The organism is Atopomonas hussainii (assembly GCF_900109735.1).
GTDB lineage: Bacteria > Pseudomonadota > Gammaproteobacteria > Pseudomonadales > Pseudomonadaceae > Atopomonas > Atopomonas hussainii.
The window spans coordinates 20563-45036 of record NZ_FOAS01000003.1 but is presented as its reverse complement, the minus strand read 5'-3'; the positions used below and the strand labels follow the sequence as shown (position 1 = coordinate 45036).

Below are 24474 nucleotides of genomic sequence, written 5' to 3'. Positions count from 1 at the left end.
AAAATCGGGGGCTGCCGCTCTGCTGAGCATGAGGTCAGCACTTTTCTTTCTTGGAAACGGATAGCAGTAACGGCGAAAGCCAGGAGGTAGCGAATGGACTCGACAAGAACCGAGCAGCGTCAGTTTCACGCTCTGCGTAAACACATAGAACAACTCTTCAGCGATGGCTGGGTGGTTGTTTCCCGTGTGCCACTGCGTTTGGAACACGAAGGCCAGCGCTGCATCGTGCGCCATGGCATGTTGATCAGCGAAGTCGGTTTCCCAGGCCGTTTGGCCAGCTGATCCACCTTTTCGATACAGACTTCTCATCAGCCGCAGCGTTTTACGTTGCGGCTTTTTTGCGTGGGCGCTGTGTAAAGCGTGGTGGTTTAGCGGTGGCTTTGCTTAGGCAGCGTTGCCCCTGTGTACAGACGCTGGTTTCTCCCCAGAAGTGTGGGGTAAGTCTGTGGATAAGCTTTGCGTGACTGCGTGCAGGCCTTGTCGGGCGTGGGCTGGGCAAGGTTGCTCAAGAAATAACCAAAGATTGTCTGACTGGCTGGTCGCTGTTTTTAAGTGATTGAAAAATAGCCATTTATTGGAGTTTTGCGGGCTCGGCAGAGGTTTCTGTAGGGTTTTGTGAAGTGGCCGGCAGAATTCTGCGCACAGGCTCTAGCTGGCTCGGGTTATCCCCGGATGTTGTGGATAACTCTGTGAGTGAGTTTGGGAAGACTAGCGCCGGCCAGCGCCAGTTCTGGGCTGGCCAGCGCTGGTTGTTTTTTCACCAGCTACAGGGCTTTGCGGGTCAGCCAGCGCCAGCTGTCGAAACTGAACACCAACAAGGCGACCCAAATGCAGGCAAAGGCGAACAGGCGATGCACGTCGAAGGGCTCGTCGTATACCCACACCGCCGCCATCAACACTAAGGTCGGCGCGATGTACTGCAAGAAGCCTAAGGTCGAGAGCGGTAACTGCCGCGCCGCAGCGGCAAAACAGAGTAAGGGCACTAAGGTCACCAGGCCGGCAAGGCTTAACCATAAACCCAGCGGGCTTAACCACAGTTCGCTGGTTTGCGTCGGCCCTTGGCTAAAGCCCAGCCACCAGATTAGCGCCAGCGGCACCATAAACCAGGTTTCCACCACTAAACCCGGCAGGGCGCTGACCTGCGCTTGCTTGCGAATCAGCGCATAAAAGCCAAACGAGAACGCCAGCCCCAGCGATACCCACGGCACGGCGCCGTATTGGATGACTTGCGTCACCACGCCGGCGGCGGCTAGGCCCACGGCTAACCATTGCAGCGGGCGTAAGCGCTCGCCGAGCAGCAGTAGACCGAGCAACACGTTAATCAAGGGGTTGATGTAGTAGCCAAGGCTGGCTTCCACCATGCGCTCGTTGGTCACTGCCCAGACATAGAGCGTCCAGTTAAAACCAATCAGCAAGCCGCTGGCTGCTAAGGCCAGCAGGCGTTTAGGGTTGTCGCGCAGTTCGCGCCACCAGCCGGGGTGACGCCACCACAGCAGGAGCAAGCTGCCGACCAAGGCGCAGCCGAGCACGCGCTGGACGATGATTTCCAGCGCCGGAATGCTTTCCAGTGGTTTGAAGTAAAACGGAAATAATCCCCACAGAACGTAGGACGTCAGGCCGAGTAAATAGCCTTGGCGAAGCGAAGCCATGCGCACACCTATGCGTTAAAAACGCAGTCTAGAGGTTGCACCAGAGGTGAACACCTAACAGCGGCGCCTTAATAGAGCGTAACAGTTGGCTGGTCTAAGGCGCGGCGCTGCTCGTCAAAACGCCGGGCTTGGGAGGCCCAGTAGCCGTTTTGGTCAAACCACGGGAAGGCTTTGGGAAACGCCGGGTCGCTCCAGCGTTTGGCCAGCCACGCATCGTGCAGCACCAAGCGCAGGGCACGCAGCGGTTCGATCAGCGCTAGCTCGGCACGCGGAAAATCGCGGAATTCTTCATAGCCATCCAGCAGCTCGGTGAGTTGGCGGCGCTGGCTGTCCGGCTCGGGGCTTAATAGCAGCCAGAGGTCTTGCATGGCCGGCGCCATGCGGGTGTCGTCTAAGTCGACCAGCCACAGCTGTTCGTCGCGGTACAGCAAGTTGCCGATATGGCAGTCGCCGTGGCCGCGCAGCAGGCTGGGGTTCACGGCGTTAAAGCGTGCTTGGGCCTGCTCGATAAGCTGCCGGGCGGCGGTTAAATACCCACTTTCGTGCCCGGTAAAGGCCTCGAGTGCTGCCAGCGCGTGCTGCGCCAGCGCCGGGGTTAACGACTCGCGATGGGCAAACGGCTGGGTGGCACCGATGTTATGCAGACGGCCGAGAAATTGGCCGAGGCGATACAGCAGTTCCGGGTCTTCGGCTTCCGGGGAATGCCCGCCGCGCCGCGGAAACAGTGCAAAACGAAAGCCTTGGTGGCTGAACAAGCTACTGCCGTCGATCACCAAGGGCGCCACCACCGGTAGCTCGTGGGCGGCCAGCTCAAGGGCGAAGGCGTGCTCCTCGGCAATCGCTGCATCGCTCCAGCGCTCGGGGCGATAGAACTTGGCGATCAGCGGCGTTTGCTCGTCGATACCCACTTGATAGACACGATTTTCGTAGCTGTTCAGTGCCAGCAGGCGGCCGTCGGTGATCAGGCCGAGGCTGTCCACCGCATCCAGGATAAGGTCGGGGGTTAAGGCGTCGTAAGGATGTGCGTTCATCGGCGCAGTGTACTGCGCTGGCGGCTTATTGGCTTCTGGCGGTGCGCGCCAAACAGTAAATATCCACCTGCTGCGCGCCGGCCTTGAGCAGCACTTGGCTGATGGCGTTGGCGGTGCTGCCGGTGGTGACAATGTCATCCACCAGGGCAATGTGCAGGCCTTGCGGCTGCGCCTGTTTCGTCAAACTGAAGGCACTGTTGAGGTTGCGCGCACGGGCTTTGGCGTCGAGGGTTTTCTGGCTCAGGTGTTGGCCGTTATCGCTGAGCCAGTGTTTTTGCCACGGCAGTTTTAACTCGCGGCTCAGCCAGCGGGTTAGCCACAGGGCTTGGTTAAAGCCGCGCTGGCGCAGGCGTTGCGGGCTTTGCGGCACAGGCAGGAGCAGGTCGGGGCGGGCTAGGCCGTCGTTAAAGCGGTGTTGTAGCTCGCGGGCCAGTAGCTGGCAGAGCAGGCGGCCATAGTGGCTGGCGTGGTCGGCTTTAAAGCGTGCTACCAGCGCATCGACTGGAAAGGCGTAGCGCAGCGGGCTGATCACCTGATGAAAAGCCGGCTGTTTGCGTTGGCAGCGGGGGCATAACTGCGCGCTCGGTAGCGGCTCGGCGCAGCAAGGGCAGTGACTCAGTAGCCAGGGTAAGTCGTCTTCACAGCCATGACACAGAGGCAGAGTGCCGTCGCTTGGCTCATCACACAGTAAACAGTTATGGTTGATTTTTAACCAGCTGTAAACCTTGCAAAGTGATCTTGGTTGACAGTCCATATTGCCTCGTTATTATCCAGACATCCTGTCCGGCATTTACCTTAGGCCGGGCCCCGTCTTGCTGCAAGGAACCCGCTATGTCCGCTACTGCCGCCGCGCCGCTTCGTCACGACTGGAGCCTCGACGAGGTAAAAGCGCTGTTCACTCAGCCGTTCAACGATTTGCTGTTTCAAGCGCAGAGCGTGCACCGCGCGCATTTCGACCCCAATCGCGTGCAGGTCTCGACCTTGCTATCGATCAAGACCGGCGCTTGCCCCGAAGACTGCAAATATTGTCCGCAGTCGGGGCACTACAACACCGGCCTCGATAAAGAAAAGCTGATGGAAGTCGAGAAGGTGCTGCAGGCCGCAGCCGAGGCGAAGAGCATCGGCTCGACGCGCTTCTGCATGGGCGCGGCGTGGAAGCACCCGTCGGCCAAAGACATGCCCTACGTGCTGAAAATGGTCGAAGGCGTGAAGGCCATGGGGCTGGAAACCTGCATGACCTTAGGCAAGCTCGACGAAGAGCAAACCCGCGCGCTGGCCAAGGCGGGGCTGGATTACTACAACCACAATCTGGACACCTCGCCCGAGTTCTACGGCAACATCATCACCACTCGCACCTACAGCGAGCGCCTGCAAACGCTGAGCTATGTGCGTGATGCGGGGATGAAGATTTGCTCAGGCGGCATCTTGGGCATGGGTGAGTCGCTGGATGACCGCGCGGGCTTGCTGATTCAGCTGGCTAACCTGCCGGAACACCCGGAATCCGTACCTATCAACATGCTGGTTAAGGTCAAGGGCACGCCGCTGGCGGAAGAGCAGGATGTCGCCCCGTTTGACTTCATTCGCATGCTGGCGGTGGCGCGCATCATGATGCCTAAGTCGCACGTGCGCCTGTCCGCCGGGCGAGAACAGATGAACGAGCAAATGCAGGCGCTGGCTTTCTTGGCGGGCGCTAACTCGATTTTCTACGGCGAAAAACTGCTCACCACCGCCAATCCGCAAGCCGATAAAGACATGGCCCTGTTCAAGCGTTTAGGCATCAAGCCCGAAGAGCGCGAAGAGCACGCCGATGAAGTGCATCAAGCCGCCATCGAACAAGCCTTGGTCGAGCAGCGCGACACTAAGCTGTTTTACGACGCTGCATCGGCCTAAACGCCGCTCGCCTGCGGGCGAGTGCGACACGCTGAACTCCTCGCCTTAAGTGGGCGAGGGGTGTTTTCCTTTGGATGCGCGAGTATCGCTATGCCGTTTGATCTGACTAGCCGCCTTGCCGAGCGCCGCGCGGCCGATTTGTACCGCCAGCGGCCGCTGCTGCAAACCCCGCAAGGGCCCGAGGTGGTGGTCGATGGTCAGCCGCTGTTGGCGTTCTGCTCGAATGATTATCTGGGCCTCGCTAATCACCCCGAGGTGCGCGCTGCCTTTAACGTAGGCATTGAGCGCTGGGGCGTGGGCGGTGGCGCTTCGCATTTAGTCATCGGCCATAGCGCGCCGCACCATGAGCTGGAAGAGGCGCTCGCGGCATTCACCGGCCGCCCGCGTGCACTGCTGTTTTCCACCGGCTATATGGCCAATCTGGCCGCTGTCACGGCGCTGGTCGGGCAGGGCGATACCGTGCTGGAAGATCGCCTTAATCATGCGTCTTTGCTGGATGCTGGTTTGCTCAGCGGCGCGCGCTTTAGTCGTTATCTGCACAACGATGCGAACAGCTTGGCGAGTCGTTTAGCCAAGGCGCAGGGCAATACCTTAGTGGTCACCGATGGCGTGTTCAGCATGGATGGCGACTGCGCCGACTTGCCCGCCTTGTGCGCCACCGCCAAGCAGCATGGCGCGTGGCTGATGGTGGATGACGCCCACGGCTTTGGCCCGCTCGGCGCGCACGGTGGTGGTGTGGTGGAACACTATCAGCTGAGCATCGAGGATGTGCCTGTGCTGGTCGGTACGCTGGGTAAAGCCTTCGGCACCGCCGGCGCGTTTGTCGCCGGCAGCGATGAGCTAATCGAAACCCTGATTCAATTTGCTCGTCCGTACATTTACACCACCAGCCAGCCGCCGGCGGTGGCCTGTGCCTCATTAAAGAGTTTGCAGTTGCTGCAAGGCGAAACCTGGCGTCGCGAGCATTTGCAGGCGCTGATCAAGCAGTTCCGCCATGGCGCCGAGCAGTTGGGTTTGACCTTGATGCCCAGTGATACGCCGATTCAGCCCATCGTGGTGGGTGAGAGCGGGCATGCGTTGCGCTTAGCGGCGCACCTGCGTGAGCAAGGCGTGCTGGTCGGCGCGATTCGCCCGCCCACCGTGCCTGCCGGCAGTGCGCGCCTGCGCGTGACGTTGTCGGCGGCGCATAGCTCGGCACAGGTAGATCGCTTGCTGAGCGCGCTCGATATCGCGTGGCGTGCCCTGCGGCAGGAGTGTGAGCATGCGTAATCATTTGGCCTTGTTGCCCGGCTGGGGTTTCTCGGTTGATGTGCTTGAGCCCTTACGGCAAGCCTTGTTGGCGCGTAACCCGCACTGGCACATCAGTGTGCATCGTTTGCCGGAAGTGCCAGCGGAGCACTGGCTGGCCGCGCTGGAGCAGGATGTGCCGGCAGACGCTTGGCTGCTCGGTTGGTCGTTGGGAGGGCAGTTGGCGCAGGCTTTAGCGGCGCAGCGCGGCGAGCATTGCCCCGGCGTGATCAGCCTGGCGGCCAGCCCTAGTTTTGTCGCGCGCCCTGATTGGCCGCATGGTATGCCGCCTGCCACATTGCAGGCGTTTAGCGAGGGTTTAAGCCAAGCCCTGCAGGCCACGCTGAAGCGCTTTGGTCTGCTGTGTAGCCAAGGCGCTGCCGAACCGCGAGCGCTAGCGCGAGCTCTGCAAAGCCACGCGCTAACCGAGTGCACTGCGCTGCCGGCGGGCTTGGCGCACTTGGCCGCGCTGGATAACCGCGCGGCGTTAGCCAGCTATCTCGGCCCGCAGTTGTATGTTTTGGCCGGTAATGATGCGTTGGTGCCAGCCGAGGTCGCGCCCGATCTGCTGGCGATTCTGCCGGATGTCGAAGTGCAGCTGATTGAAGACCTAAGCCACGCCTTGCTGTTGGAACAACCGGAGTTGTTGGCTGAGCTGGTCGATGTGTTTGTCCATGAGGCCGCCGATGTCTGAGGCCTATCGCCTGCCGGATAAAGCCTTAGTGGCTGCCTCGTTCTCTAAGGCGGCGGGCAGTTACGACGGTGTTGCCGAGCTACAACGGCAAGTCGCCGATGCGCTGCTGGCGCGCCTGCCAACGCACACGGTGCAGCGTTGGTTGGATGTCGGCGTTGGCACTGGGTATTGCTCGCGCGCCTTGGCCTGCCGTTATCCACACGCGCAGGGTGTGGCGCTGGATCTGGCTATGGGCATGCTGCAGGTGGCGCGCCAGCAAGAGGCTGCGTCTGCGTATGTGCAAGGCGATGCGGAGGCGCTGCCGCTGGCCAGCGACAGTGTCGATTTGCTCATCAGTAGTTTGGCGGTGCAGTGGTGTGGCGATTTTGCCGCCGTGCTCAGCGAGGCGCGGCGAGTTTTACGTCCCGGCGGTGTGCTGGCGTTTAGTAGTTTGTGCCAAGGCACCTTGCACGAGTTACGCAGCAGCTGGCAGGCGGTGGATGGCGGTGTACACGTCAATCGTTTTCGCCGTTGGGATGATTATCAGAACTTGGTCGCAGACTGTGACATGCAGCTGATCGGGTTACAGGAGCAGGCGCATATCCTGTGCTTTAATGATTTGCGCAGCTTAACGCGTTCGTTAAAAGAAGTCGGTGCGCACAATATTAATCAGGGGCGCCCTGAGGGTTTAACTGGTCGTGCTCGCCTGCGGGCCTTACAGCAGGCGTATGAAAGCTTTCGCACGGAAGACGGTTTGCCAGCAACCTACCGGGTAGTCTACGGCCTATTACGCAAGGTTTAAGGAGCGAACATGGCAGCGTTTTTTGTTACCGGTACAGACACCGAAGTCGGTAAAACCACCATCGCCGCGGGCCTGCTGTGCAAGGCGCGGCAAGAAGGCATGACCACCGCTGCCGGCAAGCCGGTCGCCTCTGGCAGCATTGTCACGCCACAAGGGCTGCGCAATGAAGATGCGCTGGCGCTGCAAGCCCAATGCTTTCCGCCGTTAACCTATGAGCAGGTCAATCCGTTTGCCTTCTTTCCGGCGATTGCTCCGCACATTGCCGCGCGTGAAGCCGGCGAGGATTTGTCCGTTGCGCGCCTAAAACAAGCGCTAGAAACGGTGCTTAAGCGCGGTGCCGACTTCACCATAGTTGAAGGCGCAGGTGGTTGGCGCGTGCCTTTATATAAGCATGAGACCTTGGCGGATTTGGCCAAGGCGCTGCGGTTTCCGGTGATTCTGGTGGTGGGCGTGCGCTTGGGCTGCATCAACCATGCGTTACTCACCGCTGAAGCCATTCAGCGCGATGGCTTACGCCTTGCGGGCTGGGTGGCCAATGTTGTCGATCCCAATACCACTCGCTTGGCGGAAAACCTCAATACCCTGCACAGCCTGTTGCCGGCGCCTTGCCTGGGCGAGGTGCCTTATTTGCAGGACGCCAACGCGGCTACCGTGGCCGGTCATCTTGAACTGGCGCCATTGGTCGGTGCGCTGGCTTCGGTTGTATAAAAAACGATCAATCCTTGTTTTAATCAAGGTGAATCCATCCGCCTGACGGAGGTATCACCATGCAAATTTCCGGAAGTGCACTGAGTGCCGGCCTTGGCGCCGTGCAGGCAGGGCAGCGCCGTATCGATCAGGCAGGCAGTGACATCGCCCGGCAAACCCTGCCGCAGCGTGAAGAGCAGCCAGCCGCAGCGGCGCAAGCGCAGCAGGCCAATCGACCTGACCCAGCGCAGAACACCCCGCCAGTGCGTGCGCCAGAACCCACCGCTGATGTGGCCGATAGCCTCGTCGAACTGCGCGTCGGGCAAACCGAAGCGCAGGCCGGTGCGCAAGTCATCACCACCGCTGACGAAGTGCTCGGTACGCTGGTGGACGTGCGCGCCTAAGGCACTGCGAGCAAGGTCATGAACGTCTCGCCGCTCCCGGCGCTGCCTGTGCAAAGCGTAGCGGTTGCGCCGGTACGCACTACGCAAGCCCCTGTGATTGCTGATCCCAGCCAAACCACGCTGCCACCAGTGAATGAAGGCAGTGCGGCGCTGGGCTCTGCGCGCTCGCCGGACGAGCAGGGGCGTGCGCAGCGCGAGCAATCTCAAGCTGAACAGCTGCGCGCTCAGCAGGAGCAAGAAGCGCAAGAAGCCAAGGTGCGCGATCAGCAAGACGCTGAGCAGCAGCAAAAGGATCAGCAAGAGATCAGCCGTTTATCTGCGCGCGATGCCGAAGTGCGTGCCCACGAGCAAGCGCATGCGGCGGTGGGTGGGCAATATGCCGGCGCGCCGTCCTACACCTTTAAGCGCGGCCCGGATGGGCGTAGCTATGCCGTTGCGGGCGAAGTGTCGATTGATGCTTCGCCGGTTAATGGCGACCCCGAGGCTACGTTAGCCAAAATGCAGCAGGTGCTGCGTGCCGCGTTGGCACCGGCGGAGCCGTCCTCGGCCGACTTACGTATTGCCGCGCAAGCGCAGGCGGCGCTGACTGAGGCGCGTGCCGAGCTGGCGGAGAAAAACCGCAACGAGCAAGTGCAGGCGCAAGAGCAGCGCGAAGCCGATCGTTTAGCGGCCGAAGAAGATGATCAGCAACGCCAGCAAGACCGTGAGCAAAGCGAGCGCTTAACTCGCTCGCCGTTTGATTTAACCTTGTACCGACGCCTGTCGGCGTTATCGCCCGCTGAGGGTGTCGGTTTCAGTGCTGAGGCCTGAGGGCTTGACAAGTTTGCTGGCGTAAACGTATGTTTCAAACGCCTGTTTGATATCCGGCCTGCTACGCTGAAAAAGTTCTAGCGCCGGATGGGGTGGCACCGCCCATCCCCAGACGCGAACGCATGGTGCGTTCGTCTTCCAAGGACTCAATCTCTGAGGTTTACCGATATGCCCGAGTACAAGGCTCCCTTGCGTGATATCCGCTTCGTACGTGACGAATTGCTGGGCTATGAAGCCCACTACGCAAGCCTGCCAGGTTGCGAAGAAGCCACCCCGGACATGTGCAACGCCATTCTTGAGGAAGGCGCTAAGTTCTGTGAGCAGGTTCTTGCTCCGCTGAACCGCGTTGGTGACCTCGAAGGCTGTACTTGGTCGGAAGACGGCGTAAAAACCCCGACTGGTTTTAAAGCAGCTTACCAGCAGTACGTTGAAGGCGGCTGGCCGAGCTTGGCTCACTCTGTTGAGCATGGTGGTCAAGGCCTGCCAGAGTCGCTGGGTCTGGTGATCAGCGAGCTGGTTGGTGAATCCAACTGGTCGTGGGGCATGTACCCAGGTCTGTCGCACGGCGCTATGAATACGCTGGCCGAGCACGGTACCGACGAGCAGAAGCATGCCTACCTGACCAAGCTGGTAACCGGCGAGTGGACCGGCACCATGTGCTTGACCGAGCCGCATTGCGGTACTGACTTGGGCATGCTGCGCACCAAGGCCGAGCCGCAGGCTGACGGCTCTTACAAAGTGACCGGCACCAAGATCTTTATTTCTGCCGGTGAGCACGACATGTCTGAGAACATCGTGCACATCGTACTGGCGCGTCTGCCCGACGCACCGGCTGGCACTAAGGGTATCTCCCTGTTCATCGTGCCGAAGTTTCTGCCGAACGCTGCGGGCGATGCCGGCGAGCGTAACGCTGTTTCTTGTGGCTCGATCGAGCACAAGATGGGTATCCACGGTAACGCTACTTGCGTGATGAACTTTGATGGCGCCACCGGTTATCTGATCGGCCCCGCCAACAAAGGTCTGAACTGCATGTTCACCTTCATGAACACTGCCCGTCTGGGTACTGCTCTGCAAGGTTTGGCGCACGCCGAAATCGGTTTCCAAGGTGGTCTGAAGTACGCTCGTGAGCGTCTGCAAATGCGTTCGCTGACTGGCCCGAAAGCGCCGGAAAAAGCCGCTGACCCGATCATCGTGCACCCAGACGTGCGTCGTATGCTGCTGACCATGAAAGCCTTCGCTGAAGGTAACCGTGCGATGGTGTACTTCACCGCCAAGCTGGTTGACGTGGTTAAGTACAGCAAAGACGAAGAAGCCGTTAAGCAAGCCGATGCGCTGCTGGCCTTCATGACGCCGATTGCTAAAGCCTTCATGACTGAAGTGGGTTTCGAAGCTGCTAACCACGGCGTACAAATCTACGGCGGCCACGGCTTTATCGCTGAGTGGGGCATGGAGCAGAACGTCCGCGACAGCCGTATCTCTATGCTGTACGAAGGCACCACCGGTGTTCAGGCGATCGACCTGCTGGGTCGTAAGGTTCTGATGACCCAAGGCGAAGCCCTGAAAGGCTTCACCAAGATCGTGCACAAGTTCATCCAGGCCAACGAAGGCAACGAAGCGATCAAGCCGTTGCTGGCTAAGCTGGCGCCGTTGAACAAAGAGTGGGGCGATCTGACCATGAAGGTTGGTATGGCCGCGATGAAAGACCGCGAAGAAGTCGGTGCCGCCTCGGTGGACTACCTGATGTACTCCGGTTACGCCTGCTTGGCTTACTTCTGGGCTGACATGGCGCGCTTGGCAGCTGAGAAGCTGGCAGCCGGCACCAGCGAAGAGGCCTTCTACAAGGCTAAGCTGCAGACCGCTAAGTTCTACTTCGACCGTATCCTGCCGCGTACCCGCATGCATGCTGAAGCTATGCTGTCCGGTGCTGGCAACCTGATGGATTTGGCTGAAGAAGACTTCGCGCTGGGCTACTAATCGCCCGCGTTGTCTGAGTCAAAAAACGCCCGCCGCTTCGGTGGGCGTTTTTTATTGGGCGGCAACTAATGGCGTGACCTTTCGGTCTTAATGTGACGCTACAGGCCTGATTCGTTGTTCGGCTAGAATTGCAGTCACACTCATGCTAGCGCTGGCGCGAGCATGCCCTGAACCGGATAGAGGAACGCACCATGGCAGATTATCAGGCCCCGCTGCGCGACATGCGCTTTGTGCTCAATGAAGTTTTTGAAGTGTCCAAGCTGTGGGCACAGTTGCCAGGCCTGGCCGAGGTGGTGGATGAAGAAACCGCCAGCGCCATTCTGGAAGAAGCCGGCAAAGTCATGGCCGGCACCATCGCTCCGCTAAACCGTAGCGGTGACGAAGAAGGCTGCTCCTGGACTGACGGCGTGGTGAAGACCCCGGCCGGCTTCCCCGCAGCCTATAACACCTATGCCGAAGGCGGCTGGGTGGGTGTTGGCGGCTCGCCGGAGTTCGGCGGCATGGGCATGCCCAAGGTGATCGGCGCGCAAGTCGAAGAAATGGTCAACTCGGCCAACCTGTCGTTCGGTCTGTACCCGATGCTGACCGCTGGCGCCTGTCTGTCGATCCTCAACCACGCCAGCGAAGAGCTGAAAGCGCAGTACCTGCCGAACATGTACTCCGGCGTGTGGGCGGGCTCCATGTGCTTGACCGAGCCGCATGCCGGCACCGACTTGGGCATCATCCGTACTAAGGCCGAGCCGCAAGCCGATGGCAGCTACAAAATCTCCGGTACGAAGATTTTCATCACCGGCGGTGAGCACGACCTGACCGAAAACATCATTCACTTGGTACTGGCCAAGCTGCCTGACGCGCCAGCTGGCCCGAAAGGTATCTCGCTGTTCCTGGTGCCGAAAGTGATGGTCAACGCCGATGGCTCGCTGGGTGAGAAGAACACCTTGGGCTGTGGCTCTATCGAACACAAGATGGGCATCAAGGCTTCGGCTACCTGTGTGATGAACTTCGATGGCGCTACCGGTTACCTGATCGGTGAAGTGAACAAGGGCCTGAATGCCATGTTCACCATGATGAACTACGAGCGTTTGGGTGTAGGCATCCAAGGTTTGTCGCTGGGTGAGCGCTCTTACCAGAACGCCATTGAGTACGCTCGTGACCGTATCCAGAGCCGTGCGCCGACTGGCCCGGTGGCGAAAGACAAGGCCGCCGACCCGATCATCGTGCATCCGGACGTGCGCCGCATGTTGCTGACCATGAAAGCGCTGAACGAAGGCGGCCGTGCTTTCTCCAGCTACGTGGCTATGCAGCTGGACACTGCCAAGTACAGCGAAGACAAAGCCGTTGCTACCCGCGCCGAAGAATTGGTGGCACTGCTGACCCCGGTTGCCAAGGCCTTCCTGACCGACATGGGTCTGGAAACCACGGTGCATGGCCAGCAAATTTTCGGCGGCCACGGCTTCATTCGTGAGTGGGGCCAAGAGCAGCTGATTCGCGATTGCCGCATCACCCAGATCTACGAAGGCACCAATGGCATTCAGTCGCTGGACCTGATGGGGCGTAAGGTGGTGGGTAACGGTGGCAGCTTCTACAAGCACTTCGCCGATGAAATCAAAACCTTCATCGCCGGTGCTGACGCCAATTTGACCGAGTTCACCGCGCCGCTGAAGGCCGCGGTAGAAAACCTCGACGAGCTGACCAACTGGGTACTGGCGCAAGCCAAGCAAAACCCCAACGAAATCGGTGCGGCGTCGGTCGAGTACCTGCAAGTGTTTGGCTACACCGCCTATGCCTATATGTGGGCATTGATGGCGCGTACTGCGCTGGCCAAGCAAGATCAGGACGAGTTCTACGTGAGCAAGTTGGGCACCGCGCGCTTCTTCTTCGCGCGCCTGCTGCCGCGTACGCAATCGCTGACCGCATCGGTTAAAGCCGGTAGCGAGTCACTGTATCTGCTCGACGCTGCGCAGTTCTAAGGAGACGCTGATTTAATGCCTGCACGACTCAATCGCTGTGTTGTGCGGTGCTCACAATCTCGCCTACCTGACGGTATGTCTCGGTTGCTGCGCGCCGTACGCCTTGCGCTTGATTCGTTCGCCGATTAAGTCAGCGCCCCTTGGCGTTCGTTAGGCAATAAAAAACCCGCTTCGGCGGGTTTTTTATTGGGGCTGCGGTTAAGGCACTAACTCGTTGACCAGTGCCGGGTTGTCGATAAACGCATTGCGGTTGCCTTGTATGCCTTCAATAACATCGTTTCGGGCGCGTTCGGCGTCATCCACAGGGTCGAGCTGGTGCCATTCTTTGTACATTTGCTCCTGCCCAATAATCGGCAGGCCGTATTCGCGATGCATGTAGAAGATGGCGCGGGCGATGTTGCCCTTGGCGGCATCACGCGGCTCGACCACTTGGAAGGTGGTGCGGAACTCGCAGTCGATATCGGCAAACTTACTCGGCACGCTGTCGGCCAAGTCGCCAAAATTGGCATTGCGCCGGCTTAGCTCAACGCGGGAGAGGGCCGGGTACAGGTTATGTAAATCCGACAGCATGTGCTGGTAGCGGCCCGACTTCAGCGCACATTGCTTGTCGGTCAAGCAGCGCAGCGCACTTTTGATTTGCTTCTTGGTGTACACCGCCGAGGCGGTAAACAAGCCACCCTCTTCATTGAAGGCCTTGTCGCAATACAGCGAACTGCCGCCATTGGCATACACCACAGGCCAGAAGAACTCTTGCTCGGCTTGTTTGGGATCACTCAAACGCTCTTGACCACCTCCAGAGGCAAAGGCCCAAGGTGAAAGCAGGCAGAGAGCCAACACGGCATAGCTTTGGCGCATAGTAGACCTCGCATGAATGCTGATCTGTTTATTTTTATAAGTGTGAACTGAGTCTAGAACAGAGCTTTTAGTTAGAAAACACCTGCGCCTTTTATTCTTGCTGACGCCGTGTAAGTTTTGGCTTACACAACGTGGCGGCAATGGCTGCTTTTGCTCACCCCGTGTAACCCGTATCTTTACTCACACAAGGACGTTGTGCAGGACGCACACACAGCAAAGGGATTGAAGGGAACAGTGCTAGGACGGCACTCTGATCAAGGATTGTCAGAATTTTTAGTCTGCAAACCCCGCCTCGGCGGGGTTTCTTTTTTGCCCAGAGAAAAGTGACAAAGCCCGCAGGTTGAATACTGCGGGCTTTGTCGTTTCTAGCCGACGGTTTAGTGGCTAAGGCTCAGCATACGGATACGGCTGATGCGGTGGCGATAGATCTCGCGCAGGTAACGGATGGCCTTCTTGATGTTGGTGGCACTGAGGCGGATGTCGTTAATCGAGGTAAAGCGTTCGTCATCGCGAATCAACTCGCGGTACTTGCGCTCGTACATCGGCTTAATGGCAAACCAGTTGGTGTCGAGAATCTTCGCCGGGTTTTCGTAGGCGTTGACCAGTTCGTCGATCTGCGCTTCGTCGAAGTCATCGTTCTGAATCAAATCGAGAATGCGTTGGTCGAGGCGCTCGTCAAAACGGTATTCGTCCTTGGCGAAGCAGCGCTTGATATAGGCCACCAGCAGGGTGAGGAAGTCATCCGACAGGCACGGACTTTTCGCCACTAAGGTGGTCAGCGACAGGTTGGCGGAGGCGCCAATTACCAGCGCGTAGCGCTTAAGCGTGGTGTTGGGAAATAAGTTATTCAGGTGCGTTTTCAGGCGGTTGAGGTCTACGTACGACAGCTTGTAGTCCTTGGGCAGCGAGACAATCGACACCACCGACGAGCAGTTCTTGAAGAAGTGCAGCTCGCGCAGGCTGGCGGCGTTGTAGTCACCTTCGCGGAAGCTTTGCAGGGCCTCGCGGTAGTGTCCTGCCTCCACCGGCAGCAAGCTAATGCCCTCAATGGCGCGTGTTTGCTCGTTAAAGTGCGGTAGGTCGATGGAGCGGCAGAACAGGTCGTCGATATCGATCTGCCCGCTGCGCTTCTCGCCGTTGAGGTCTGGCACCACGCTTTCGGCGTAGGCAATCGCCACGGGGCCGGCGAGGCTCATAAACAGGTCGTTGGCGTCGAGGCGAATGGTTTCGCCAATGTCGATGCCGGCGCGGCGGAAGTAGTGATCGTCGTAGTCCGAGGTCACCGCTTGCGCAGTAAGAATGTTGAAGATCTGCTGCGAGATGTACTGGTTGGCGTATCGCTCCATCGAATTGACGTCGATGTCGCGGGTCACCGCGTCGTCGCTGGCTTCGGCGTAGCGCATGATGTCGTTGGAGATCAGCATCATGGCGTTCCACGGGCGAATGCGCTGCATGACGTTTTCTACGCCATCGCGTTCGCGTTCGTCTTCGTAGTTGTAGGAGAAGTCCCACTCCTCCGACAGGTATTTACACAGCAGACGGCCGGCGTTGATGTGCAGCGCTTCGGACAGCTCGACCTTGTCGTCGCTGATATTGGGCAGAATGCAGATGCCACTGGTGAAGATAGGCTCGAAGACAAACGAGTGGCGCTGGTTGTCTTCGGCTTCTGGCTCGGCCACTTCGAAGGTTTTGGTCAGATAGGCGTTTTGCTGGGCGAGGCCGAATTCTGAGGCCATGCCCGAGCCGGTGCCGCCGCCGGCGCTGAAAATATAGAAATACAGCCGCGATTGGTTGGCTTTAATGCCGCACGAGTCGATGAGGTAGGCGTGCAATTGGCGCCAGCTTTCATGACTGAACTGCGCGGCCTCGCGATTCAGAATAATGCGGCCCAAGTACTGGCCCAAAATCGGCGCGTTACCGGCGCCGCCGGCGTGAACTTCCGAGAGGTCCATGACCTGCATCTTGCGGTAGTCGCGCAGGAAGTTGTTCTGATTATTGCGGGTGGAGAGGCGAATGCGCCCGCTGATGTCTTTGTCCAAATCGCCGAGCAGCACGATGGGCTCGATCAAATACACCGGATTAATCTTGTTGCGCGGCATGTGCAGCTGGCGGCGAATCCAGCGTAGCGAGGTGCCTTCGGGGTCTTGCTGGGCTTTTTCTTCGTTAAACGCTTCGTTTAGATAAAACATTCGCGCGTTGTAAACGAGGCTGGCCACATCGAGCGCGATGTTAGAACCGCAGCGGCCCAGGCCAATCAAGCACACCGAGGGAAAGTGGTTTTCCGAGGGGATAAATTCTTCGCTATCGGGGCGCGGGTAAATTTCGCTGCGCAGGCCGTCTAAGTGCTGAAGAATTTCTTCCAGATCGCGCTCGACAAAATACAGCGGCTTGCGGCCATCCACCGGCAGGGTTTCTGGGGCGCTGACTTTGCGCTTGCTGGCGCTTTTGGCTTTGTTGGTTTTTTCGACGGTGTTGTCGTCTTGGCTCGCCTCGACGGTGCCTTGCTCTTCTTGTTTTGCCATCACCTACTCCTTGGGTGTGCCAAGCTTTTTGTTATTGCAGCCGGCAGAGGGTGATGGCGGTAGAAAACGTCCGGGGTGCTGCACTGATAAATAAGTAGCAGCTCACAGGGGTGAAACGCGTTTCCTACACAAGCCACCTCGCACTGACGCCTTGTCTCTAAACCTAATGGTGTGCGTGCTTTCAAGCAAGCATCAGGTTTAACCCTAGTGCAGGGTTAGAAGCGGCGCCAGTGCGAAGTGGGGCGCGGGGCGATTAGAACCACGCATCCTGCATGGCTAAACAGGTGTCGTCGCGCGCTTCCAGTAGGGCCAGTTCGTGCTGGCAGCTGGGCACTTCCCAGGTGAGGAAGTAGCGTGCCGCTTGCAGCTTGCCCTGATAGAAAGCCACGTCGTCGCCTTGAGCCGTGTTTAGAGCCTGTTGTGCGACCACCGCTTGCGCCAGCCAACGCCAGCCGACCACCGCGTGACCAAAGGCTTTGAGGTACAGCGCCGAGTTGGCCAAGCCTTGGTTGACCTTGCCGGCTATTAAGTCGCCGAGCAGTGCCAAGGTGACCGTTTGTAAGCGGTTGACCAGTTGTTCCAGTGGCGTACGCAGACCGTTCAGCTCGGGCATTTCGGCCGCTTGTGCGCAAGTGCTGTGGATTTGCTTGAGCAAGGCTTTCAGCGCCGCGCCGCCGTTCATCGATACTTTGCGGCCGAGCAAGTCCAGCGACTGAATGCCGTGCGTGCCTTCGTGGATGGGGTTCAGGCGGTTGTCGCGGTAGTACTGCTCCACCGGGTATTCGCGGGTGTAGCCATGGCCGCCGAGGATTTGTATCGCCAGCTCGTTGGCCTTGAGGCAGAACTCCGACGGCCACGATTTAATAATCGGCGTGAGCAGGTCGAGCAGCTCCAATGCTTGCTGGCGCTCGTCTTCAGTCGGCAGGGTCAGGCTGTCATCAAACAGTCGCGCACCGAGCAGGCCCAAATCGAAGGCGCCTTCGACATAGGCTTTCTGGGTGAGCAGCATACGCCGTACATCGGCATGTTCGACGATGCTGACCTGCGCGCTGCTCGGGTTTTTGCCATCGGGGTGGCGGCCCTGTGGGCGGTTGCGGGCGTAATCCAGCGAATACAAATAGCCGGCGTAGCCAAGCATAGTGGCGCCCATGCCGACGCCGATGCGCGCTTCGTTCATCATCTGGAACATATACGCCAAGCCGTGGTGTGGCTTGCCGACCAAGTAACCCACGCAGTTGTCGTTATCGCCAAAGTTCAGCGCCGTGGAGGTGGTGCCGCGCCAGCCCATTTTGTGGAACAAACCCGCCAGCGCCACATCGTTACGCGCGCCGAGGCTGCCGTCGTCGTTGACTAAAAACTTGGGCACGATAAACAAGCTGATGCCCTTCACCCCGGCTGGGGCGTCGGGCAGCTTGGCGAGCACCATGTGTACGATGTTCTCGGAGATCGGCTGATCGCCGCCGGAGATAAAAATCTTGTTGCCTTTGATCCGGTAGCTGCCATCGGCGGCGGGCTCGGCCTTGGTGCGGATGTCCGATAGGGACGAGCCAGCATGCGGCTCGGTGAGCGCCATGGTGCCGAAGAAGCGGCCTTCGATCATTGGGGTTAAAAAGCGCTGCTGTTGCTCGGCGCTGCCAAAGGCTTCGATCAGATTACTGGCGCCCATGGTCAGCATGGCGTACGAGCTAGAGGCAATATTGGCCGACTGAAAATGCGCAAAGCAGGCCTGCGAGAGCAAGTTAGGCAGCTGCATGCCGCCGACCTCGAAGTCGCGCGTGGCATTTAAAAAACCCGCTTCGATAAACGCGGTCAGCGCCGGTGCGACCTCTGGGATCAGCTCGGCGGCGCCATTCACATACTGCGGCTCGTGCTCATCGCCTTTGCGATTGTGCGGGGCGAACAAATCACGGGCGATGCTGTGCGCGGTGCCTAAGGCGGCGTCGAAGGTTTCGCGGTTGTGCTCGGCAAACCGCGGGCGCTCGCACAGCGCTTCGGCGTTGTGCATTTCGTACAGTTCAAACGCCAAGTTACGGCGGCAAAGTAGGGTGTCGGCCATGTGTGCGTGCCTTCGTTGAGGGTCAGTTTTGGCAGAGTACGCCACCACAAGAGGGGCGCAAATCATCATGGCAAGCGGGAATGGCGGGCGATAATTAAGCTGGCAGCGCTACAATGCGCACCTGCTCAATGAGGTTTGTATGAATTATCGCCACGCCTACCACGCCGGCAATTTTGCTGATGTCTTAAAACACGCCGTGCTGCAACGCATGTTAGTGCTGATGCAGCGCAAAGAGGCGCCCATCGCTTATTTGGATAGCCATGCCGGCGTTGGTTTATATGACTTGCACGGTGTGGAGGCGGGTAAAACTGGCGAGTGGCACAGCGGCATTGGTCGTTTGCCTGCGCAGAGTAACAGCCCCTTGTTGGCCGATTACCTCGCGCAAGTGGCGGCGCTAAATAGCGAGGGAGAGCGGCGCTATTACCCGGGCTCCCCAGAGCTGGCGCGCCGTGTATTGCGCGAGTACGACAGCCTGCAGCTGTGTGAAAAACATCCGCAAGATTTTGCTTTGCTCAAAGACAACATGCGCCACGACGAGCGGGTGATCTGCCATCAGCGTGACGGCTGGCAGATTGGTAAAGCCTTGCTGCCGACAGAAGAAAAGCGCGCATTGTTGCTGATCGACCCGCCGTTTGAAGCGGAAGACGAATTCAGCCAAGCGGTTAACACCCTGCAAGAGGCCATTGGCCGCATGCGGCAAGTGGTAGTGGCTATCTGGTACCCGATCAAGGCCGAAAAGCAGCTCAAAGGCTTTTACCAAGCGCTGGCGAACAGTGGCGCGCCAAAGCTGTTGCGTGCCGAGTTGTGGGTACGCCCGGCGGATAACGCCGCGTCACTCAATGGCAGTGGCTTAGCGATTGTGAACCCGCCGTGGCCGCTGGAAGAGGAGCTGCGTACTGGCCTGCCGGAGCTGCTAAAGCTGCTCGATCAAGGTGGCGGCGGCTATCGCCTCGACTGGTTGATCGAAGAGCCGGTGCTGGCACCGACTCCGGGAGCGAAGCCGCGTAAGCCGCGGCAAAAAGCACGTTGAGCCTTGAGGGAAGCCCTCAAGGCTCTGCAGCGATTATTAGTACGCAGCACCTTGCACGGTAATGGTGACGCGATCCCCGGTATTCACCTGTAAACCCTGCTTGCGGCAGTCAAAGGTGGGCGCGTCACTGTTAAAGCGAACACGTTGCCCGGTGGTCACGTTACGGCAAATGACGCGCTGTACTGAAACGCCCTGCGTGCTTGCCCCTACTGCGGGTAGCGAATTGAAGTACAGGCTGCCGTACAAAGCAGGTACTCCGCCTTCACAGTGCTGCTCAAAGTTTACCCCGAGGCTTTTTAGCTTGCCGGCTTCGTCATAACCCACTTCGAGTACTTCGAATTGCCCGGTGAGCGTATTACAGCCACGGCCTGAACCGCTGAAGTTCAAGCCGGGTTTACCGGCACTTTGAAATGGGAAGCGCTCGGCATTGAGATACACGCCGGGCTTGAGTTGCGTTTTGTCGCCACTGACTAAGATCAACGACCACCACTCATTGCCCGCGTTAATATTGACGGTAATGCCTTTGTGGTAGTTCTCGGTGTATTGGAAAGTCGCTGCAGGTTCGCTGTAGCTGTATTGCTTACCGCCACCGATATAGTCCCCTGGCTCACTGAAAAGTTTGAGGGATGATTCGGCGTAGGCGCTGGAGGTAAAAGCGGCGGCAAGCATAGCCGCGCCGATAAGGCTTTTTTGCATAAGACACTCCGTGTCGTAGGGCCGCACTCGGGCTGAGCGCGGCTGACCTAGTCTAGCTGGCCGCGTTGTCCTGTCGAGTGAGGTGTTGCGCGGTTTTGCACTTAGCTTTCGCCAAAACACACGCCCGTACCGCGCAGCCCACAGTAACCGCCGGGGTTCTTGTGCAGGTATTGCTGGTGGTAATCCTCGGCGGCATAAAAGGGCACGTTATCGCGGATTTCTGTGGTGATGGAGCCGAAGCCGGCGCGGCGCAGTTCGGCTTCAAAAACGGCGGCGCTGGCTTGGGCGGCTTGTAATTGCGCTGGGGTGTGGCAATAGATCGCGGAGCGGTATTGGCTGCCGCGGTCGTTGCCTTGGCGCATGCCTTGGGTGGGGTCGTGGGCTTCCCAGAACAGCGTCAGCAAGTCGGCAAAGCTGATTTTGCCCGGGTCAAACACTACCTGTACCACTTCGGTGTGCCCGGTTAGCCCGGTGCAGGTTTCTTCATAGGTAGGGTTTGGCGTATAGCCGCCGGCATAGCCTGCTGCGGTGCTCCACACGCCGGGTTGCTGCCAGAAGCGCCGCTCGGCCCCCCAAAAACAGCCCATGCCAAACTGTGCAACCTCTAAGTGCTCGGGAAAGGGGCCGATTAACGGGTTGCCGTTAACAGCATGCACATTGTGCAGCGGCAGGGGAGTAGGCCGGCCGGGTAAGGCTTGCTCGGCGGTGGGTAGGCTGGACTTATCGCTCATGTCAGTCTCCTCGGTTGTTGCGATGGCGACGGCCGTTTGGGTGCGGTGCTCTTATTCAGAGTGCGTGCGGCGTTGCCTGTTACGTCGATAGTACGCGCAGCAGGCGTTTAGCGCTGGTAGCGTTTCAGGCGTTCGATCAACTCATCCGGCGGCAGTGGCTTGTCAAACAGGTAGCCTTGGCCGATGTCGCATTTGTGCAGGCGTAAGAACTGCAGCTGCTCGCGGGTTTCGATGCCCTCGGCGACCACGTTCAGGCGTAGGTTGTGCGCCATGGCGATCACCGCGGCGGTGATTTCCATGTCTTCCTCTTGCTGAGGAATATCCATGACGAAGCTGCGATCGATTTTCAGCACGTCGATGGGGAATTTTTTCAGGTAGCTGAGCGATGAGTAGCCGGTGCCGAAGTCGTCCATGGCTAGGCTTAAGCCTAGGGATTTGAGGGACTCGAGCACATCCAAGAGCGGTTGGCTGGCGTCCATCAGCAGGCTTTCGGTGAGTTCCAGTTCGATCCGTGTGCCGTCGATGTTTTCTTCTTGGAGAATTTTCGCAATCGCGCCAGCAAGATCGGGTTCGGAGAATTGCTTAGGCGATAAGTTGATGGCGATTTTGACTTGATCTAGACCATGGCTGCCTAAGCGCTTGAGCATTTGGCAGGCTTCGCGGATCACCCACTTGCCAATCGGCAGGATCAGCCCGGTTTCTTCCGCCACGCTGATGAACTGATCAGGGCGAATCATGCCTTTTTCCGGGTGGCGCCAGCGCAGCAGGGCTTCGAGCCCTTGCAGCTTGCCGTGGCCAAGGTGGATTTTCGGCTGGTAATGCACTTCCAGCTCGCCCAGCTCTAGAGCACGGTGCAGGTTGTTTTCTAAGAACAGGCGGTAAGAGGCTTCAGCAATCAGGCTTTCATCAAAGGCGCAGGCGCGATTTTTGCCGCTTGATTTGGCTTTGTGCAGGGCAAGGCCTGCATGCTTCAGCAGGGTCGGCGGGTCTTCGGCGTGTTGTTTGGCGCAGGCCAAGCCCAGTGACACGGTGAGGTTAATCAGCTGGTTATCGAAAAACAGCGGTTTGCTCAGGGTGTCTAGCGCCTCATCGGCCACGCTGTGCGCGGCGCTGAGGTCGCAGTCTTCCAACAGCACGGCAAACTCATTGCCGGCCAGCCGCGCCAGCTTGCCCATTTGCCGCACGCTGTTGCCCAGTCGCTTGGCCAAGGCCATCAGCAGTTTGTCGCCGGTCTGGTGGCCGAGGCTGTCGTTGATGCGCTTGAAGTTGTCCACGTCGATGAGCATCAAGCAGGCTTCGCGTTCGCCGTGGGCATCGCGGCTGCCAAAAAAGTCATCCAACTCTTGCAGGAAGTAAGCGCGATTGCCGAGGCCAGTGAGGTCGTCGACGTAGGCCAAACGTTCGATACGCTGCTGGTCGAGCTTGCTTTGCGTGATGTCTTCAAAGATGCCCAGGTAGTGGGTCAGTTCGCCATGCTCGCTGAGTACGCGCGACAGCGACAGCTGTGCCCAATAAGGCGCTAAGTCTTTGCGATAGCTTTTGAATTCGCCTTGCCAGCGATGATCGGCGCCGAAGGTTTGGTGCGGCTGGCGCAATAAGGCGGCAAGTGGGGCGAGGAACTCTTGTTCGCTGAGCAGCTGCCCGTTCAGTTGTTCGGGCTCGTATTGGGTGATGTCGCTAAAGCGGCTGTTGGTGTATTCGATGCGCCCCAAGCGGTCGACCAGAATCACCGCACTGGCGCTTTGCTCCAGCGCACGACGGAACAGGTTGAGCGTGCTGCTGGCCTGCTGGCGCTCTTCGAGCAGCAGCGCTTGGCTGAGCTGGTCGGCCAGCGCGGCGGCAAACGCGATTTCGTCGGCTTGCCAATGGCGGGTCTCGCCTTGGCGCTCAAGGCACAGCACGCCGACCACTTGGCCCTCGGCGCGAATGGCGGCATCCAGCATCGAGCTGATATTCAGCGGCTTGAGGTAGTTCAGGGTTAATTCGCTGGTGCGCGGGTCTTGCTGGGCGTTGTGCGCATCAATACTGCGGCCGCTTTGCAGGGCTTTGAGGTAACGCGGAAAGAGTTGAATATCCAGCGTATCGACTTTGGCAAAGCAGCCCTCGTCACGCTGATACAAGGCGATGGGGATCAGCAGTGAGCCTTGTAGCCGCCACGCGCCAATACGGTTGACGTTGAACACCTCACAGGCGGCGCGGGTGATCATCTGCCCAGCCTCTAACAGCGGGCTTGCGGTGTGGTAAGCGTGCTTGGTGATCGCCAGCAACAAATCTTGCTGCGCGCGCGAACGGGCAAGGTGTTCGAGGTGGCTGTCCTGTGCTTTGCGGTATAGCTCCAGCGAGCTGCGCAGGCGTTCGTTATCGGTCTGCAGTGTTTGTAGTTGGCGAGCTTCTTCGGGCGCTGGTTCTAGCCAGAGGTAGCCGCGCAGGGTGTCGTGGTCGGCTGCTTGGCGTTGTCCGGTTTCGCAAACCCGATGTAAGCCGCCGGGGGTTTGCAGGTAGTAATGCAGACGAAAAAAGCCGCGTTTACTCAGCTGCTGTTGCACTTCGGCGTGCAGTTGCTCGCGATTGCAGGCATACAGGCAGCGCGCATAACTGTGCTCGCTGCAGCACAACTGCTCGGCGTTAAGGCCTAGAATGGCGCTGCAGGCTTCGTCCACCGAGAGCATCTGCCAGCTGGCATCATTGCGGCGCACATAGCGCAGCAGCCCCAGCTGCGCGAGGTGCGGTAACGCTTGAGCGTTGTCTAAGCCTGCGCTATGCGGCGCGTTGGCGGGTTTTTCCATGCTCGCTTCTCAACGAGGCGCGCTGCCGTGGCAGGGCCTGCGGTATTCTCTTTGGGGCATCTAACAGCAATGTAGCAATCCGGCGAAGGTGAAGCATGGTTAGGCAACTAAAAAAACAACTCCATAAAGCCTGTATCGGCCTAGTCATTCTCAGCTTTAGCTGGGCGGTGCAGGCTGAGTCTGCCTTGCAGAGTGACGAGCAGCAGCAATATCTGCAAGAGCTGCGCACGCTTTATCTGACCAAGAGCGACCGTGAAGCCTTGCTACGGCACGCCAACAGCTTGTTGCAGACCCATGCGTACCGGGCTGGCTATCAGGTGGGGCAAGCCGATGCGCAAGACTTGATTTATCAGCTCAACAGCCCCGAGAAGGGTGTGCTGCAAGCGCGTGAAGAGCGCCGCCAGCAAGGCCGTGTGCAGGTACGCAACAGCCAGTTGGCGGTGTTTGGTATCGACCCGTTTATTGAGTACCGCTGCGAGGCCAGCAAGCCGGTTTGCCAGATTCTCAGCCCGCGCGATAACAGCGTATGGCTGACCATAGTGCGTGATCACGCGGGCGCAGCAGAGCTGGCGAAAACCTTGTCGTTCTTGATTCGCAACTTGCAGCGCGGTTAAGCCGCGC

General features: G+C 58.9%; 21 protein-coding genes. 12 read left to right on the top strand and 9 right to left on the bottom strand.

All coding sequences use genetic code 11. The annotated features are described in order from the left end of the window. Positions 1-93 precede the first annotated feature (93 nt). A complete protein-coding gene (locus BMX80_RS03295) occupies positions 94-282 on the top strand; it encodes a hypothetical protein (RefSeq protein WP_074865102.1) in 189 nt (62 codons plus the stop codon). Between the two features lie 482 nt (positions 283-764). Here BMX80_RS03295 and rarD read toward each other — a convergent pair whose 3' ends face one another. From rarD to BMX80_RS03280, 3 genes are all read right to left on the bottom strand, one after another. Beyond that, the gene (gene rarD, locus BMX80_RS03290) at positions 765-1655 is read right to left on the bottom strand and encodes an EamA family transporter RarD (protein ID WP_139214007.1); all 891 of its coding nucleotides are present in this window, start codon (positions 1653-1655) and stop codon (positions 765-767) included. A gap of 62 nt (positions 1656-1717) precedes the next feature. Beyond that, a complete protein-coding gene (locus BMX80_RS03285; protein WP_074865097.1) occupies positions 1718-2680 on the bottom strand; it encodes a serine/threonine protein kinase in 963 nt (320 codons plus the stop codon). A gap of 25 nt (positions 2681-2705) precedes the next feature. Next, the gene (locus tag BMX80_RS03280; protein WP_074865096.1) at positions 2706-3434 is read right to left on the bottom strand and encodes a ComF family protein; all 729 of its coding nucleotides are present in this window, start codon (positions 3432-3434) and stop codon (positions 2706-2708) included. 77 nt (positions 3435-3511) lie between these two features. Between BMX80_RS03280 and bioB the strand changes: the two genes are divergently transcribed. The 9 genes from bioB (at position 3512) to BMX80_RS03235 (ending at position 13177) form a co-directional block, all read left to right on the top strand. Continuing rightward, entirely contained in the window at positions 3512-4570 is a 1059-nt protein-coding gene (gene bioB / locus BMX80_RS03275) for a biotin synthase BioB (protein ID WP_074865094.1), read from the top strand. Positions 4571-4660: 90 nt separating this feature from the next. Beyond that, positions 4661-5839 carry an 8-amino-7-oxononanoate synthase gene (gene bioF / locus BMX80_RS03270; protein WP_074865091.1) on the top strand — a complete coding sequence of 393 codons (1179 nt, stop codon included), beginning with the start codon at positions 4661-4663 and terminating at the stop codon, positions 5837-5839. Next, entirely contained in the window at positions 5832-6551 is a 720-nt protein-coding gene (locus tag BMX80_RS03265) for an alpha/beta fold hydrolase (RefSeq protein WP_074865088.1), read from the top strand. Before bioF ends, BMX80_RS03265 begins: the two co-directional genes overlap by 8 nt. Then, on the top strand, positions 6544-7332 hold the full coding sequence (gene bioC / locus BMX80_RS03260) for a malonyl-ACP O-methyltransferase BioC (RefSeq protein WP_074865085.1): 789 nt from the start codon (positions 6544-6546) through the stop codon (positions 7330-7332). Before BMX80_RS03265 ends, bioC begins: the two co-directional genes overlap by 8 nt. Before the next feature lie 9 nt (positions 7333-7341). Then, positions 7342-8040: a dethiobiotin synthase gene (gene bioD / locus BMX80_RS03255; protein ID WP_071870866.1), complete on the top strand. Its 699-nt coding sequence runs from the start codon at positions 7342-7344 to the stop codon at positions 8038-8040. A 59-nt stretch (positions 8041-8099) separates the two neighbouring features. Next, on the top strand, positions 8100-8423 hold the full coding sequence (locus BMX80_RS03250) for a hypothetical protein (protein WP_071870865.1): 324 nt from the start codon (positions 8100-8102) through the stop codon (positions 8421-8423). Positions 8424-8441: 18 nt separating this feature from the next. Further along, entirely contained in the window at positions 8442-9233 is a 792-nt protein-coding gene (locus BMX80_RS03245; protein WP_074865081.1) for a putative metalloprotease CJM1_0395 family protein, read from the top strand. A 168-nt stretch (positions 9234-9401) separates the two neighbouring features. Next, on the top strand, positions 9402-11207 hold the full coding sequence (locus tag BMX80_RS03240) for a phenylacyl-CoA dehydrogenase (RefSeq protein WP_074865078.1): 1806 nt from the start codon (positions 9402-9404) through the stop codon (positions 11205-11207). Positions 11208-11398: 191 nt separating this feature from the next. Further along, on the top strand, positions 11399-13177 hold the full coding sequence (locus BMX80_RS03235; RefSeq protein WP_074865075.1) for an acyl-CoA dehydrogenase C-terminal domain-containing protein: 1779 nt from the start codon (positions 11399-11401) through the stop codon (positions 13175-13177). A gap of 198 nt (positions 13178-13375) precedes the next feature. Here BMX80_RS03235 and BMX80_RS03230 read toward each other — a convergent pair whose 3' ends face one another. From BMX80_RS03230 to BMX80_RS03220, 3 genes are all read right to left on the bottom strand, one after another. After that, on the bottom strand, positions 13376-14032 hold the full coding sequence (locus tag BMX80_RS03230) for an endonuclease I family protein (RefSeq protein ID WP_074865073.1): 657 nt from the start codon (positions 14030-14032) through the stop codon (positions 13376-13378). 377 nt (positions 14033-14409) lie between these two features. Next, a complete protein-coding gene (locus tag BMX80_RS03225; RefSeq protein WP_074865070.1) occupies positions 14410-16554 on the bottom strand; it encodes a hypothetical protein in 2145 nt (714 codons plus the stop codon). Positions 16555-16807: 253 nt separating this feature from the next. Beyond that, positions 16808-18610 (bottom strand): acyl-CoA dehydrogenase, encoded by a 1803-nt coding sequence (locus BMX80_RS03220; RefSeq protein ID WP_074865067.1) that lies wholly within the window; start codon positions 18608-18610, stop codon positions 16808-16810. Between the two features lie 139 nt (positions 18611-18749). Here BMX80_RS03220 and BMX80_RS03215 point away from each other — a divergent pair, with 139 nt between their 5' ends. After that, the gene (locus BMX80_RS03215; protein ID WP_074865064.1) at positions 18750-19640 is read left to right on the top strand and encodes a 23S rRNA (adenine(2030)-N(6))-methyltransferase RlmJ; all 891 of its coding nucleotides are present in this window, start codon (positions 18750-18752) and stop codon (positions 19638-19640) included. A 36-nt stretch (positions 19641-19676) separates the two neighbouring features. On the opposite strand, the gene BMX80_RS03210 is transcribed toward BMX80_RS03215, so the two are convergent. The 3 genes from BMX80_RS03210 to BMX80_RS03200 all read right to left on the bottom strand — a co-directional run bounded on the left by BMX80_RS03210 (position 19677) and on the right by BMX80_RS03200 (position 23853). Continuing rightward, the gene (locus BMX80_RS03210) at positions 19677-20336 is read right to left on the bottom strand and encodes a hypothetical protein (protein ID WP_074865061.1); all 660 of its coding nucleotides are present in this window, start codon (positions 20334-20336) and stop codon (positions 19677-19679) included. 101 nt (positions 20337-20437) lie between these two features. After that, positions 20438-21067 (bottom strand): peptide-methionine (S)-S-oxide reductase MsrA, encoded by a 630-nt coding sequence (msrA, locus tag BMX80_RS03205; RefSeq protein WP_074865058.1) that lies wholly within the window; start codon positions 21065-21067, stop codon positions 20438-20440. A gap of 107 nt (positions 21068-21174) precedes the next feature. Beyond that, positions 21175-23853 carry a sensor domain-containing phosphodiesterase gene (locus BMX80_RS03200; protein WP_074865054.1) on the bottom strand — a complete coding sequence of 893 codons (2679 nt, stop codon included), beginning with the start codon at positions 23851-23853 and terminating at the stop codon, positions 21175-21177. 95 nt (positions 23854-23948) lie between these two features. On the opposite strand from BMX80_RS03200, the gene BMX80_RS03195 reads away from it, so the two are divergent. Further along, positions 23949-24467, top strand: coding sequence for a hypothetical protein (locus tag BMX80_RS03195; RefSeq protein WP_235821596.1), 519 nt, complete (start codon positions 23949-23951; stop codon positions 24465-24467). The last annotated feature ends 7 nt before the right edge of the window (positions 24468-24474 follow it).